The organism is Pseudomonas sp. UMAB-40 (assembly GCF_900095275.1).
In the GTDB taxonomy this organism is placed as follows: domain Bacteria; phylum Pseudomonadota; class Gammaproteobacteria; order Pseudomonadales; family Pseudomonadaceae; genus Aquipseudomonas; species Aquipseudomonas mandelii_B.
This window is the reverse complement of the sequence record NZ_LT607575.1, coordinates 76,356-90,571: the sequence shown is the minus strand read 5'-3', so window position 1 is coordinate 90,571 and position 14,216 is coordinate 76,356. Positions and strand designations below refer to the sequence as shown.

The 14,216-nt window shown below is 60.0% G+C and carries 13 protein-coding genes; 12 read left to right on the top strand and 1 reads right to left on the bottom strand.

Translation table 11 applies throughout. The features are described 5' to 3' along the window. Window positions 1–118: 118 nt before the first annotated feature. The 7 genes from K0F88_RS28145 to K0F88_RS28115 all read left to right on the top strand — a co-directional run bounded on the left by K0F88_RS28145 (window position 119) and on the right by K0F88_RS28115 (window position 7,471). A complete protein-coding gene (locus tag K0F88_RS28145) occupies window positions 119–715 on the top strand; it encodes a paraquat-inducible protein A (protein ID WP_219097404.1) in 597 nt (198 codons plus the stop codon). Further along, window positions 712–1,371, top strand: a complete 660-nt coding sequence (locus K0F88_RS28140) for a paraquat-inducible protein A (protein ID WP_219097403.1) — start codon at window positions 712–714, stop codon at window positions 1,369–1,371. Before K0F88_RS28145 ends, K0F88_RS28140 begins: the two co-directional genes overlap by 4 nt. Further along, window positions 1,352–3,007 (top strand): intermembrane transport protein PqiB, encoded by a 1,656-nt coding sequence (locus tag K0F88_RS28135; protein WP_219097402.1) that lies wholly within the window; start codon window positions 1,352–1,354, stop codon window positions 3,005–3,007. The genes K0F88_RS28140 and K0F88_RS28135 overlap by 20 nt, the downstream gene beginning before the upstream one ends. Before the next feature lie 16 nt (window positions 3,008–3,023). Beyond that, a complete protein-coding gene (locus K0F88_RS28130) occupies window positions 3,024–3,584 on the top strand; it encodes a membrane integrity-associated transporter subunit PqiC (RefSeq protein WP_094467512.1) in 561 nt (186 codons plus the stop codon). Between the two features lie 207 nt (window positions 3,585–3,791). Then, a complete protein-coding gene (locus tag K0F88_RS28125) occupies window positions 3,792–4,802 on the top strand; it encodes an iron ABC transporter substrate-binding protein (protein WP_219097401.1) in 1,011 nt (336 codons plus the stop codon). Window positions 4,803–4,805: 3 nt separating this feature from the next. Continuing rightward, entirely contained in the window at window positions 4,806–6,404 is a 1,599-nt protein-coding gene (locus K0F88_RS28120) for an iron ABC transporter permease (RefSeq protein WP_219097400.1), read from the top strand. Then, window positions 6,401–7,471 (top strand): ABC transporter ATP-binding protein, encoded by a 1,071-nt coding sequence (locus tag K0F88_RS28115; RefSeq protein WP_219097399.1) that lies wholly within the window; start codon window positions 6,401–6,403, stop codon window positions 7,469–7,471. Before K0F88_RS28120 ends, K0F88_RS28115 begins: the two co-directional genes overlap by 4 nt. A gap of 10 nt (window positions 7,472–7,481) precedes the next feature. On the opposite strand, the gene xerC is transcribed toward K0F88_RS28115, so the two are convergent. Next, complete coding sequence (gene xerC / locus K0F88_RS28110; protein WP_219097398.1) at window positions 7,482–8,372, bottom strand: tyrosine recombinase XerC; 891 nt, start codon at window positions 8,370–8,372, stop codon at window positions 7,482–7,484. Between the two features lie 432 nt (window positions 8,373–8,804). On the opposite strand from xerC, the gene arnB reads away from it, so the two are divergent. The 5 genes from arnB to K0F88_RS32630 all read left to right on the top strand — a co-directional run. After that, window positions 8,805–9,953: a UDP-4-amino-4-deoxy-L-arabinose aminotransferase gene (gene arnB / locus K0F88_RS28105; protein ID WP_094467516.1), complete on the top strand. Its 1,149-nt coding sequence runs from the start codon at window positions 8,805–8,807 to the stop codon at window positions 9,951–9,953. Beyond that, entirely contained in the window at window positions 9,950–10,969 is a 1,020-nt protein-coding gene (gene arnC / locus K0F88_RS28100) for an undecaprenyl-phosphate 4-deoxy-4-formamido-L-arabinose transferase (protein WP_219097397.1), read from the top strand. Before arnB ends, arnC begins: the two co-directional genes overlap by 4 nt. After that, window positions 10,966–12,972 carry a bifunctional UDP-4-amino-4-deoxy-L-arabinose formyltransferase/UDP-glucuronic acid oxidase ArnA gene (arnA, locus tag K0F88_RS28095; protein WP_219097396.1) on the top strand — a complete coding sequence of 669 codons (2,007 nt, stop codon included), beginning with the start codon at window positions 10,966–10,968 and terminating at the stop codon, window positions 12,970–12,972. The genes arnC and arnA overlap by 4 nt, the downstream gene beginning before the upstream one ends. After that, complete coding sequence (arnD, locus tag K0F88_RS28090; protein ID WP_219097395.1) at window positions 12,972–13,856, top strand: 4-deoxy-4-formamido-L-arabinose-phosphoundecaprenol deformylase; 885 nt, start codon at window positions 12,972–12,974, stop codon at window positions 13,854–13,856. Before arnA ends, arnD begins: the two co-directional genes overlap by 1 nt. Next, on the top strand, window positions 13,853–14,216 hold a 364-nt coding region (locus K0F88_RS32630), incomplete at its 3' end, for a phospholipid carrier-dependent glycosyltransferase (protein ID WP_257605375.1). The genes arnD and K0F88_RS32630, both read left to right, overlap by 4 nt.

Below are 14,216 nucleotides of genomic sequence, written 5' to 3'. Positions count from 1 at the left end.
CCGCGATGAACGATAACGCTGTAAATCAGTTGTTTAAGCCTTTCGATTTGCTCAATCGCAAGGCACTTCTATATTGAGGAGGTGCTCTGACTTTCCTGCGTCCTGGCGAGTGCGGCCTATGGCTACGACTGACCAACTGATCATCTGCGAGCACTGCGACTGCGTGTATGAAAAAGTCACGCTCGCCAAACATCAAAAAACCCTGTGCACACGCTGCGGCGGCGTGCTCCAGCGCTATAACGGCCTGACAGTGGAACAACGCCTGGCGTTGACTTGGACGGCGTTGATGTTGTGGATTTTCGCCAACTTCTACCCGGTCATGAGCATCAGCCTCAAAGGCTTGAAAAACAGCGCAACCCTCTGGGATTCGGTGCTGGCCCTGAGCCTGGGGCCGATCACGTTCATTGCCATGGTGGCGGCCATCGCGATGATCATCGCGCCGATCTTCCAGCTGTTGCTGCTGATTTGGGTGCTGAGCTATGCCCTCGCCTCCCGGCGTTCGCCCGGTTTCAGGTTCTGCATGCGCTGGCTGGAAACCCTGCGGCCCTGGAGCATGCTCGAAGTCTGCCTGCTGGGGGCAATGGTCGCGGTGATCAAACTCGCCGGGTTGCTGGATGTGCTGCCCGGCATCGGTCTGTTTGCCCTGGCCGTGCTCAGCCTGATGATGATCCGCATCGCCGGGCGCGATGTTCGCGATCTGTGGGACACCTTATGACAAGGCCGTCGGTCGCCAGCGAACTCAACCTGTGCCTGTGCCACAGTTGCGGACTGGCCTGTGACACGACCCTCAATCCCGACGAATGCGAGCGCTGCGGCGCGCCGTTGCATCACCGCAAAAGCAACTCGCTGACCCGCACCTGGGCCTACCTGCTGACCTCCCTGGTGTTTTACGTCCCGGCCAATCTGCTGCCGGTGATGAACACAAAAATGGTCGGCAACGGCGCCGACAGCACGATCATGAGTGGCGTGCTGGAGTTCTGGCAGCACGGTGCCTGGGACATTGCCCTGATCATTTTTATCGCGAGCATCGCGGTGCCGGGCATCAAGTTCGTCGCCCTGATGCTGTTGCTGATTACGGTGCATCGCGACAGCCTGTGGGCGCGCAAAGAGCGATCAAAGCTGTACCGATTCGTCGAGGTCATCGGTTACTGGTCCATGCTCGATGTGATCGTGGTAGCCCTGGTGGCCTCACTGGTGAAGTTTCAAGCCCTGGCCGATATCCAGCCGCGCCCGGGCATTCTGTTTTTTGGCCTGGTGGTCGTGTTCACCATGCTGGCAGCGATGAGTTTCGACCCGCGTCTGATCTGGGATAACGGGCAGGATAAAAACTCACACACCGAGGAGGACATGGATGAAGTCGCAAGCCACTGACGGGCCGCAAGCCCCTGGCCAGGCCCCAATCAAGACTCGTCGTTTCAGCGTTTCGCTGGTCTGGATCGTGCCCATCATCGCGGTACTGGTGGGCATTTCCCTGGTGGTCCACAGCATGATGCAGGAAGGCCCGACCATCACCGTCACGTTCAATACCGGCAGCGGCCTTACTGCCAACAAAACCGAGGTCAAATACCGCAATGTGGTGATCGGGCAGGTCTCGGACGTGGAACTGAGCAGCGACCAGAAGAGTGTCAACGCCACGATCAAACTGGCCAAACAGGCGGAAAGCTTCACTCGCGCAGACTCGCAGTTCTGGGTGGTGCGTCCGCGTATCGGAGCCGGTGGCGTCTCGGGCATCGACACCCTGCTCTCCGGCGACTATATCGGCGCCGACATCGGCCAGGCCAACAATCGCGCGAAAAACTTCAAAGGCCTGGAAAACCCGCCACCGATTACCTATGGCGAGCCGGGCAAGCGCTTTACCTTGCACACTCAGGACCTCGGGTCGCTAGACATCGGCTCGCCGGTCTATTACCGAAAAATTCCGGTCGGCCAAGTGGTGGGCTACGCGCTGGACCCTGACGGCAAAGGCGTGAACATCGACCTGTTCATTCACTCTCCCAATGACGCCTATGTCACCGAAAACACCCGGTTCTGGAATGCCAGCGGTATTGATGTCAGCGTCGGCGCCAATGGGTTTGCGGTGAAGACCGAGTCGTTGTCATCGCTGCTGGTGGGCGGCATCGCCTTCCGCGCGCCGGAGTACAGCCCCAACGATAAACCGGCGGCAGAAGAGTATGCCTATGAACTGTTCCCCGACCAGCAAACCGCCCTCGCCCCGCCCAGTGGCAAAGGCCAATACTTGAGCCTGCGATTCGACCAGGCCCTGCGTGGCCTCAAAGTCGATGCACCGGTGGAATTTCTCGGCGTGGAGTTCGGCAAAGTGGTGTCGATCAATCTGGATTTCGATGCGAAAAAGCGCAGCTTCCCGGTCAACGTCGGCATCATGATCTACCCGCAACGCCTGGGTCTGGCCCACACCAAAATGCTCAAGGTGCTGAATCATGATCCCAATGATGAAGCCGCAGGCGTGCGCCTGATGGGCTCCTTTATCGAAAACGGTCTGCGCGCCCAGGCCCGCAGCGGCAATCTGTTGACTGGTCAGCTGTACATCGCGCTGGATTTCTACCCCAAGGCCGAGAAAGTCGTGTTCGATCCGAGCGCCCGTCCGGTCAGTATTCCGACCATTCCCGGCAGCCTCGAACAGTTGCAGGAAAAACTCGAAGGCATGGTCAACAAGATCAACCAACTGCCAATCGAGCGGATTGCCGGCAATCTGGACAGCAACCTCGTCGAACTGCGCAAAGGCCTCGCCCAGTTCAACGCCAAGACTCTACCGGGCGTGCAAACCACCCTGGCCGACGTCAGCAAGACGCTGCAATCGGCCAGCTCGACGCTCGCCGAAGACTCACCGCAGCGCGAACAACTGACCCAGACCCTGGACGAACTCGGACGCATGTCACGCTCCTTGCGTGAGCTCTCGGATTACCTGGGACGGCATCCGGAATCGCTGATTCGCGGCCGCCCCAACAACGCCGCACCGATGGATCTGCAGGCGCCACCGCGCAACTGACCACAGGAGCAACACCATGGCTTTTCCGCAAAAGATCACCTTGGTCACCGCGCTGTTACTGCTCACCGCTTGCCGCAGTGATCCGATTCAGTTTCACACCCTGATTCCGGCGCAATTGGGTAATCAATCCAGAGGCGGTGTTGCGGAGATCCAGATTGAAAGCCTCAGTGTGCCGCCCCAGGTCGATCGTCCGCAGATCGTTATCCGCCAGGGCAACAGCGGCCTCGCGATACTCGAAACCCAATGGTGGGCCGCGAGCCTGGTGGATGAATTGCGCAGCGCCTTGGTCGATCAACTGCTCAACACCAATCCTCAGCGCAAACTGTCCGTGCGCCTGGATGTGCAACGCTTCGACTCGGTTCCAGGCCAATACGCATTGATCGACGTCAAATGGCGCCTGCGTAACTTCGGCGAGAGCGATACCACGCTGGTGACCTGCCGCAGCACGTTGCAGACCCCTTCAGGCCCCACCATTGATGAATTGGTGGTGGCCCATCAGAACAACGTCAAGCGTCTGGCCGCAGCGATCAGTCAGGCCGCCGGCGGAACATCGAAAGGCTGCCCATCGAGCCCGTGATGACATGGTTTGATTCAGATCCATCGGGCAAGGGGCCAAGGTGCTGCTAATCTGAATGAAAATGACATGTATTAACGGTTTCTTTGACGTTTTTTTCTCATTTTGATCTCTACATTCCCTGCGACTAAAAACATGCAAATGGTTCGCATTGATTGGCCATCGAATTCACGTGCATGTCTCTAAAAAGAACAGGAGCTGCCAAACATAATGATCACCCCTATTCCTTCCTTCCTCAAAACAGCCTTGCTGGCCACTGCACTGCTCAGCACCGGGCAGGTGTTTGCCGCTGACGACGGCATCGTGGTCTACAACGCACAGCACGAAAGTCTGACCAAAGCCTGGGTCGAGGGCTTCACCAAGGAAACCGGCATCAAGGTCACCGTGCGCAACGGCGACGATACCGAGATGGGTAACCAGATCGTGCAGGAAGGCGCCGCCTCTCCCGCCGATGTGTTCCTGACTGAAAACTCCCCGGCGATGGTGTTGGTGGACAACGCGGGGCTGTTTGCACCGGTTGCGCCGACCACGCTGGAGCAAATCGATGCGGCTTATCGTCCGGCCCACGGCAAATGGGTCGGGATCGCCGCGCGCTCAACGGTGTTTGTCTATAACCCGAGCAAGCTGCCCGAAGCCGACCTGCCAAAATCGCTGATGGACCTTGCGACTCCCGCCTGGAAAGGTCGTTGGGGCGCTTCGCCGGCCGGTGCCGATTTCCAGGCTATCGTCGCGGCCGTGCTGGAACTCAAGGGTGAAGCGGCCACGCTGGAGTGGCTCAAAGGGATGAAAACCAATTTCACCGCCTATCGCGGCAACAGCTCGGTGCTCAAAGCGGTCAATGCCGGGCAGATCGACAGCGGCGTGATCTACCACTACTACAGCTTCGGCGACCAGGCCAAGACCGGCGAGAACAGCAAGAACACTGCCCTGCACTATTTCAAGCACAAGGATCCCGGTGCGTTTGTCAGCATTTCGGGTGGCGGGGTTCTGGCGTCCAGCAAACACAAGGAACAAGCCCAGGCGCTGCTGAAATGGATCACCGGCAAGGACGGCCAGGAGATTCTTAAGACCGGCAAGTCGTTTGAATACGCTGTGGGTAAAAACGCTCAATCCAATCCAAAACTGGTGCCTTTGCAGCAGCTCGACGCCCCTGTGGTCGATGCTTCGAAACTCGACAGCAAAAAAGCGGTGGAGCTGATGACTCAGGCGGGACTGCTTTAAGTGATGCCTGAAACCCTGCCAACGGGTATCCCCACCGCGATACCCGATAACCTGCGCCGCCGCGCCCGTGGCATCTTCGCCGGTCGCGGTGGCGCGTGGGTGATCGGTTTGTCGGTGCTGGTTTCGTTATTGGCGTTGATGCCGATAGCCTTCGTCATCGGCGTGTCGATACAAACCGGCTGGGCGACGCTGGTGCCGCTGGTGTTCCGGCCACGGGTCGGCGAGTTGCTGACCAACACGGTGTTGCTGGTGATGATCACCATTCCCCTGTGCGTTGTGCTGGGTCTGGCCCTGGCCTGGTTGACGGAACGCACCAACCTGCCCGGGCGACGCGGCTGGTCGTTGCTGTCCATCGCGCCGCTGGCTGTGCCGGCCTTTGTGCACAGCTATGCGTGGGTCAGCCTGGTTCCACCCATTCACGGCCTGTTTGCCGGGGTGCTGGTCTCGGTCATCGCCTACTTCCCGTTCCTGTACTTGCCGATTGCAGCGACGTTGCGCCGTCTCGACCCGGCGATCGAAGACGTCGCCGAATCGTTGGGGCTCAAGCCCTGGGCGATCTTTTTCCGCGTGGTGTTGCCGCAATTGCGCCTGGCCATCTGCGGCGGAGCCCTATTGGTGGGGCTGCACCTGCTGGCCGAATATGGCCTGTACGCGATGATCCGCTTCGACACCTTCACCACGGCGATCTTCGATCAGTTCAAATCCACCTTCAACGGCCCCGCTGCCCACATGCTGGCCAGCGTGCTCGCCCTGTGTTGCCTGGTGATGCTGACCGCCGAATCAGCCGCTCGCGGTACGGCGCGTTACGCCCGGGTCGGCTCCGGCAGCGCACGAGAGCAACGGATTGTGCGCCTGGGCGCTCAAGCCGCCGTGCTTGGCTTGATGCTGCAACTCACCACCTGCGCACTGGCCCTGGGTGTGCCACTGATCACCTTGGGCCGATGGCTGATCGCGGGCGGCCCGCAAGTCTGGGACTGGGCGGAGCTTGTGCCGGCGCTGGAACAAACCCTGCTGCTGGGGATCTGCGGCGCAGTCCTGACCACCTGCGCCGCCATCCCGATTGCCTGGCTGTCGATCCGCTCACCGGGGCGGCTGCAACGATTGCTGGAAAGCTGCAACTACATCACCAGCTCGTTGCCCGGGATCGTCGTGGCCCTGGCGTTGGTGACCATCACCATCCATTTCGCCAGGCCGATCTACCAGACAACGATCACGGTATTGCTGGCGTATCTGCTGATGTTTTTGCCCCGCGCCCTGGTGAGTTTGCGTGCTGGCATCGCGCAGGCACCGGTCGAACTGGAAAACATGGCGCGCAGCCTCGGTCGCTCGCCCGCCCGGGCCTTGTGGCTGATCACCTTGCGCCTGGCCGCGCCGGGTGCTGCCGCCGGTGCCGCGCTGGTGTTTCTGGCGATCACCAATGAGCTGACTGCGACCCTGTTGCTCGCCCCCAACGGTACACGCACCCTGGCCACCGGTTTCTGGGCACTGACCAGCGAAATCGACTATGCCGCCGCGGCGCCTTACGCCTTGCTGATGATTGTGCTGTCACTTCCGTTGACCGGAATTCTTTATCACCAATCCAAACGAACGGCTGGCCGATGAACGCTCTGGAACTCGATTCGATCTACAAATCCTACGGCGCGCTTAAAGCCCTGGAGAACATCAGCCTGTCGGTACCCGCCGGCAGCCGAACGGTGATCGTCGGCCCTTCCGGCTCCGGCAAAACCACGTTGCTGCGGATGATCGCCGGCTTCGAATTCCCGGACACTGGCACGCTGTCGCTCAATGGCCAGACGCTGGTGGACGACACCCATGAAGTCCCGGCGCATCAGCGTTTGATTGGCTATGTCCCCCAGGACGGCGCGCTGTTCCCGCACATGACGGTGGCCGCCAATATCGGTTTCGGGCTTTCAACCAAAGGCGACGCGAAGCAACAGCGAATCGCCGAGTTGATGGACAGCGTGGCCCTCGATTCGAGCATGGCCCAACGTTGGCCCCATGAGCTTTCCGGCGGTCAGCAACAGCGAGTGGCGCTGGCGCGAGCGTTGGCGCAGCAACCGCGCCTGATGTTGCTGGACGAGCCGTTTTCGGCACTCGATACCGGTCTTCGCGGCGCGATGCGCAAAATGGTCGCGCGATTGCTGTCCGACGCCGGCGTCACCACCATCCTGGTGACCCATGACCAGAGCGAAGCGTTGTCGTTCGCCGATCAGTTGGCGGTGATGCGCGACGGTCGGCTGGTGCAGTCGGGCCATCCGCTGGACCTTTACCGCTATCCCGATGACGAACAAACCGCGCTGTTTCTCGGGGATGCCGTGGTCATGCCCGCCAGGATCGAGGCCGGTTGGGCCCATTGCGATCTGGGCCGTATTCCGGTCAACAACCACCGTAACAACAATGCGGCGCAGATCATGCTGCGCCCCGAGCAATTGCAACTGGTCAGCATCCAGCCCAGTCCGACCGAAGTCGCCGGGTGCCGCGCCGTGGTGACCGAGCGGGATTTCAGCGGCAATACCTGCACCTTGACCGTGGAGTTGCAGCCTACCGTCGCCGGCGACCCGCACGGTCGATCATTGATGGTGCGCAGCTCTGGCATGTACGCGCCACCCGCTGGCAGCGCCGTTCACGTATCAACCATCGGCCATGCCCATGTGTTGAGTGAGCCGTGAATCAAGTCGATCAGAGATCGAAGCGGTCCACTGCCCGACGCCGCTCGTTGTCGTCGCGCACATCGTTGTTGGCCGTGGTCTGGATGTTGCTGTGATGAGCGAGTTTTTGCGCGATCGACAGGTCGTGCTCTTCGATCACCCGGGTAATGAACGAGCGCCGAAAATCATGCGGCATGATTTTCACCCCAACCTGCGCGCCGCGCTGCCGGGCGATGTAATAAATCGCATGTTTGGTGATGCGCTCGCGGGTGATGTGGCTGCCGCGACGGATACGGTTGAACAGGAACGGGTCGTCCACCTCGCCTTCCTTGAGGTGCGAACGGCGCAGTTCCAGCCAGGCCTGCAGTTTCTCAAAGGCCCAGGCCGGCGCGTATTTGATCAACTGTTTGTTGCCTTTGGCGGTGACCCGCAAGCTGCGCTCGCTGAAATCCACCTGTGACAGGTCCAGGTTCACCGACTCGGATTTGCGCATTCCCGAACCGTACAAAATCCCGATGATGGCTGCGTCTCTCAACCCTTGAGGACGCGGGTCGGTGGCACACACCGCCATCATCTCCTGAATCAGCGAGCGCCTGAGGTTGCGGCCCTGGGATAAACGCGTACCGGCAATCCCTTTCACCGAGCGCATTTTCAGCAGGTGTTCCTGACTGATCAGGCTCATGCGCCACGCTTCGTTCATCACCCCGCGCACCGCATTGACGTACAGCGATGAGGTATTCGGTGCGTACCCGTCTTCGCGCAGCGCTGCGACCAGCGCAATCACATTGTCGGGTTGGAGCTGATGCCAGGGAATCTCCTCGACGTTCATGTCTTCGAAACCCAAACGGTCTGCCGCGTCCTGCAAAACGTAGCGCATGGTCAACTGACTGGAGGGCGCCAGTCGGGCCAAGTAGACGGTCATCGGGTTGGTCTTCGAAGCAGCAGAATGGGTATTAGCTAAGTCAATCAAACGAAACGGCCTTGAGTGGAAACACTTCAGTAAAAACAACTAACAATTGAAACATCATTCATATAAAGCGGGATTTTCTGTAGGACTTTTCTTCTAAAAATCGCGATGAACGGCAGAAGTCTGAACAGTGGCTGTATGACTTTCAGATAAACGATTCAACGACCGGTTTTTCATGTTCCTTTCACAAAATCGGACATAACCTTCTTGGACGGGTCAAGCCTGGCGCTGGTTCAAACTGCCGACTCACTCGGTAAAAGTCAATGAGTGCTGCATGTCGAAACTTTGATTCAAGTAATTGATGCAGCTTCATTTTTTTCGCCTACGCTTTTGTTGGATCCAACAGATTCATTTTAATGTCATCGATCCTTCTGTCCCGAGGTGCCCATGAGTCAGGCTTTTCTCCCCTTTTCCCGCCCCAGTATCGGCGATGAAGAAATCGCTGCTGTAGAGCAAGTATTGCGCTCTGGCTGGATCACTACGGGGCCGAAAAACCAGCAATTAGAAGAGCAATTCGCCAACTATGTCGGCTGTCGTCATGCCGTTGCACTTTCTTCGGCCACCGGCGGGATGCATATCACGTTACTGGCAATGGGAATTGGTCCGGGCGATGAAGTGATTACACCGTCCCAGACCTGGGTGTCCACCGCCAATATGATCTGCCTGCTGGGCGCCACGCCGGTGTTCGTCGATGTCGACCGCGACACGCTGATGAGCGACCTGGAGAGCATCGAAGCGGCCATCACGCCACGTACTAAAGCCATCATCCCGGTGCATTACGCCGGCGCCGCCTTTGACCTCGATCCGCTCTATACACTGGCTGACAAACACGGGATCGCTGTTATCGAAGACGCCGCCCACGCGGCAGGCACCTTCTACAAGGGTCGTCACGTCGGCGCAACAGGCACGGCAATCTTCTCGTTCCACGCGATCAAGAACATGACCTGCGCCGAAGGCGCGATGTTTGTCAGCGACGATGAAGCGCTGGCCAACCGGGTACGCATGCTCAAGTTTCACGGTTTGGGGGTTGATGCCTACGATCGCCTGACCCATGGCCGTAAACCCCAGGCCCAAGTGATAGAACCAGGTTTCAAATACAACCTGGCCGACATCAACGCTGCCATCGCCCTAGTGCAACTTGAGCGCCTTGACGACATCAACGCCAAGCGCACCGAGCTGGCTCACGCCTATCTGGAACGCCTCGAAGGCACAAAGGTGCAACCGCTGTTCATCCCGCCCTACCCGCAACAGCACGCCTGGCACCTGTTCATCCTGCGCATCGACGCCGAGCGCTGCGGACTTGACCGCGAAGCGTTCATGAAGGCTTTGCAGGAACAGAACATCGGCACCGGGATTCATTTCATCGCGACCCACCTGCACACGTATTACCGCCAGCGTTTCCCCAACATCTACCTGCCCAACACCGAATGGAACTCGGCGCGGCTGTGCTCGATTCCGCTGTTCCCCGACATGACCCTCGATGACGTCAATCGTGTGGTCGACGCCATTGAACACACCCTGGACAGACGCCTGTGAAACCCTATCCGATCCGTTGCGTATCGATCGTCATCCCGGTCTACAACGAGCAAGACAGCCTGCCCGAATTACTGCGGCGCACCGAAGCGGCGTGCCAGCAGTTACACCATGACTATGAAATCGTGCTGGTCGACGACGGCAGCCGCGACAACTCGGCGCAAATCCTCGAGGACGCCGCCAATCGCGAGTGCAGCCCGGTGGTGGCAGTCATTCTCAACCGCAACTACGGCCAGCACGCGGCAATCATGGCCGGTTTCGAGCAGTGCAAAGGCGATGTGGTGATCACCCTCGACGCCGATCTGCAGAACCCACCGGAAGAAATCCCCCGGCTGGTGGCGCAGGCAGAGCTGGGTTACGACGTGGTTGCCACGGTACGCAACAACCGCCAGGACTCGGCGCTGCGCCGCTGGCCGTCGAAGCTGATCAACCTAGCCGTGCAGCGCTCAACCGGCGTGGCCATGAGCGATTACGGCTGCATGCTCCGCGCCTACCGCCGCAGCATCGTCGACGCGATGCTCGCCTGCCGCGAACGCAGCACCTTCATTCCGATCCTGGCCAACAGCTTTGCCCGGCACACCACGGAGATACTGGTGATGCACGCCGAACGTGAACACGGCGAATCCAAATACAGCCCCATGCGTCTGGTCAACCTGATGTTCGACCTGATCACCTGCATGACCACCACGCCGTTGCGCCTGCTGAGCATCGTCGGTTTCGCCATGGCCGGGCTGGGTTTGCTGTTCGCCACTGCGCTGATTGTCCTGCGCCTGGTCTTCGGCGCCAGTTGGGCCGGCGACGGTACGTTCGTGCTGTTCGCCGTGCTGTTCGTGTTCACCGGCGGGCAGTTCATTGGCATGGGTCTATTGGGCGAATACCTGGGCCGCATGTACAGCGACGTCCGCGCCCGCCCCCGGTTCTTCGTCGAGAAGGTCCTGCGTAGCCATCCCGCCACGCCAGCCCCCGTTGTCACCGTTGACGGCCTCACTTCCATTTCTTCCGATCAGGTCCTCCCATGAGCGCAAAAGCTGTTGTCTTCGCCTATCACGATATTGGCTGTGCCGGCATCGAAACCCTGCTCGACTCGGGCTTCGAAATCGCCGCCGTGTTTACCCATGCCGATGATCCGAAGGAAAACGCCTTTTACGGCTCCGTAGCGAAACTGTGCGCGAGCAGAGGCATCCCGGTTCACGCCCCGGAAGATGCCAATCATCCGCTGTGGATCGAGCGCATCAGCAAGCTCAACCCCGATTACCTGTTCTCGTTCTACTACCGCAGCTTGCTGAGCGAACCGCTGTTGGCCACGGCCCGCAAAGGTGCGTTCAACCTGCACGGTTCATTGCTGCCGCGCTATCGGGGTCGTGCGCCGGCCAACTGGGTGCTGGTCAACGGTGAAACCGAAACCGGCGTGACCCTGCACCGCATGGTCCAGCGCGCCGACGCCGGCGCGATCCTCGCCCAGCAACGGGTGGCCATTGACCGCAGCGACACCGCGCTGAGCCTGCACGGCAAATTGCGCGAGGCCGCCATCGACCTGCTTCGCGATGCCTTGCCGGCGCTGCTTCAAGGCACAGTCAGCGAAACCCCGCAGGACGAATCCGACGCCACGGTGTTCGGACGTCGCACCGCCGCCGACGGCAAACTGGTCTGGAAAAAACCGGCCGAAGAACTGTTCAACCTGGTGCGTGCCGTCACCCAACCCTATCCGGGCGCGTTCTGCGCCGTGGGCGAACACAAGCTGATCGTCTGGAGCGCAGAAGTCGCCAAGGGCAACGAAGGCCAGGCACCGGGCCGGGTGATCAGCGTCGATCCGCTGCGCATTGCCTGCGGCGAAGACTCTTTGGTGATCACCGCCGGCCAGCGCAACGACAACGGCTTGTACCTGAGCGGCCCGCAACTGGCCAACGAACTGGGGCTGGTCGACGGCTCCGTGTTGCGAGGCGCCGAGTCCGGCCGCGCGCCACGTCGCACTCGGGTGCTGATCCTGGGCGTCAACGGCTTCATCGGTAATCACTTGTCCGAGCGGCTTTTGCGCGACGACCGATACGAGGTGTACGGCCTGGACATCGGTTCCGATGCCATCGACCGCTTGCGCAGCCATCCGCGTTTTCACTTCGTCGAAGGCGATATAAGCATTCACTCCGAGTGGATCGAATACCACATCAAGAAGTGCGACGTGATCCTGCCGCTGGTGGCGATTGCCACGCCCATCGAATACACCCGCAACCCGTTACGTGTGTTCGAACTGGACTTCGAAGAGAACCTGAAACTGGTGCGCTACTGCGTCAAATACAACAAGCGCGTGATCTTCCCGTCGACCTCCGAAGTGTATGGCATGTGCCAGGACCAGAACTTCGACGAAGACAGCTCCAACCTTGTCGTCGGCCCGATCAACAAGCAGCGCTGGATCTATTCGATCTCCAAGCAATTGCTCGACCGTGTGATCTGGGCCTACGGCCAGAAAGGCCTGAATTTCACGTTGTTCCGTCCTTTCAACTGGATGGGCCCGCGCCTGGACCGTCTGGACTCGGCGCGGATCGGCAGCTCCCGGGCCATCACCCAACTGATCCTGAACCTGGTGGAGGGCACGCCGATTCGCCTGTTCGACGGCGGCGAGCAGAAACGCTGCTTTACTGACATTGCCGACGGCGTCGAAGCGCTGGCCCGGATCATCGACAACGAGAACGATGCCTGTAATGGCCAGATCATCAACATCGGCAACCCGGACAACGAGGCCAGCATTCGTCAGTTGGGCGAAGAGCTGTTGCGTCAGTTTGAAGCGCACCCGTTGCGTGACAACTTCCCGCCGTTCGCCGGTTTCCGTGACGTGGAAAGCAAGGCGTTCTACGGCACTGGCTACCAGGACGTGTCCCACCGCAAACCGAGCATCGCCAACGCCAAGCGCCTGCTGGACTGGACGCCGACGGTGGAGATGAGCGAGACCATCGGCAACACGCTGGATTTCTTCCTGCGCGAGGCCATGCTCGAAATGGCCGAGCACTCCAAAGAAGAATCACGCTGATGCAGGCAGGCCTTCGAATCGATGTCGACACTTACCGGGGCACCCGTGAGGGGGTGCCGCGACTGCTGGAAATCCTCGATGAAGCGCAGGTCAAGGCGACGTTTTTCTTCAGCGTCGGGCCGGACAACATGGGGCGCCATCTGTGGCGCCTGATCCGCCCGCAATTCCTCTGGAAAATGCTCCGCTCCAACGCTGCCGGCCTGTATGGCTGGGACATTCTGCTGGCCGGCACCGCCTGGCCGGGAAAACCCATCGGTCGCGACCTCGGGCACCTGATGCGACAGGCCCGGGATGCGGGCCATGAGGTCGGGCTGCACGCCTGGGATCACCATGGCTGGCAGGCCAATGCCGGGCGCTGGAGTGACGCGCAGCTGATCGAACAGATCCGCCTGGGCGTGGACACCCTCAGCGACATCCTCGGGCAAAAAATCGAGTGTTCGGCGTCTGCCGGTTGGCGCGCGGACGAGCGCGTGATCGAGGCCAAGCAAACGTTCGGCTTTCGCTACAACAGCGATTGTCGAGGCCAAGGCTTGTTCCAACCGAGATTGGCCGGGGGCGGCTTGGGGGCACCGCAGATTCCGGTGGACCTGCCGACCTTCGATGAAGTGGTCGGCCCTGTCGTCGCAGCCAAGGACTTCAACGGGTTCATCCTCGATCGATTCACGCCTGAAAAACTCAACGTCTATACGATCCACGCCGAAGTAGAAGGGATTCTGATGGCCAATGATTTTCGTCGACTGCTGGCCGATGCGCGCCAACGTGGCATCGGCTTCAAACCCTTGGGCGATCTGCTGCCCGACGCCCCGAGCGCCTTGCCAACGGGCCGTGTCGTGCGCGGCACGCTCGAAGGCCGGGAAGGCTGGCTGGGAGTGCAAAGCGCATGAGCAAACGCTGGGGATTGCCGCTGCTGCTGGGGATTTTCCTGTTGGCGTATCTCTTGCCGTTGGGCAGCCACGGCTTATGGATTCCTGACGAAACCCGCTACGCGCAGATCAGCCAAGGCATGCTTCTGAGCGGCGACTGGGTGTCGCCGCATTTAATGAGCCTGCGTTATTTCGAAAAGCCGGCAGCCGGATACTGGGTGATTGCCGCCAGCCAGGCGCTGTTTGGCCAGAACCTGTTCGGTGTGCGCTTTGCATCGGCGCTGAGCATGGGCCTGAGTGTGTTGCTGTGTTTCCTGGTCGCCCGGCGACTGTGGAACGAGCCGCGCAAAAGCTTTGCCTGTGCATTGCTATACATGAGTT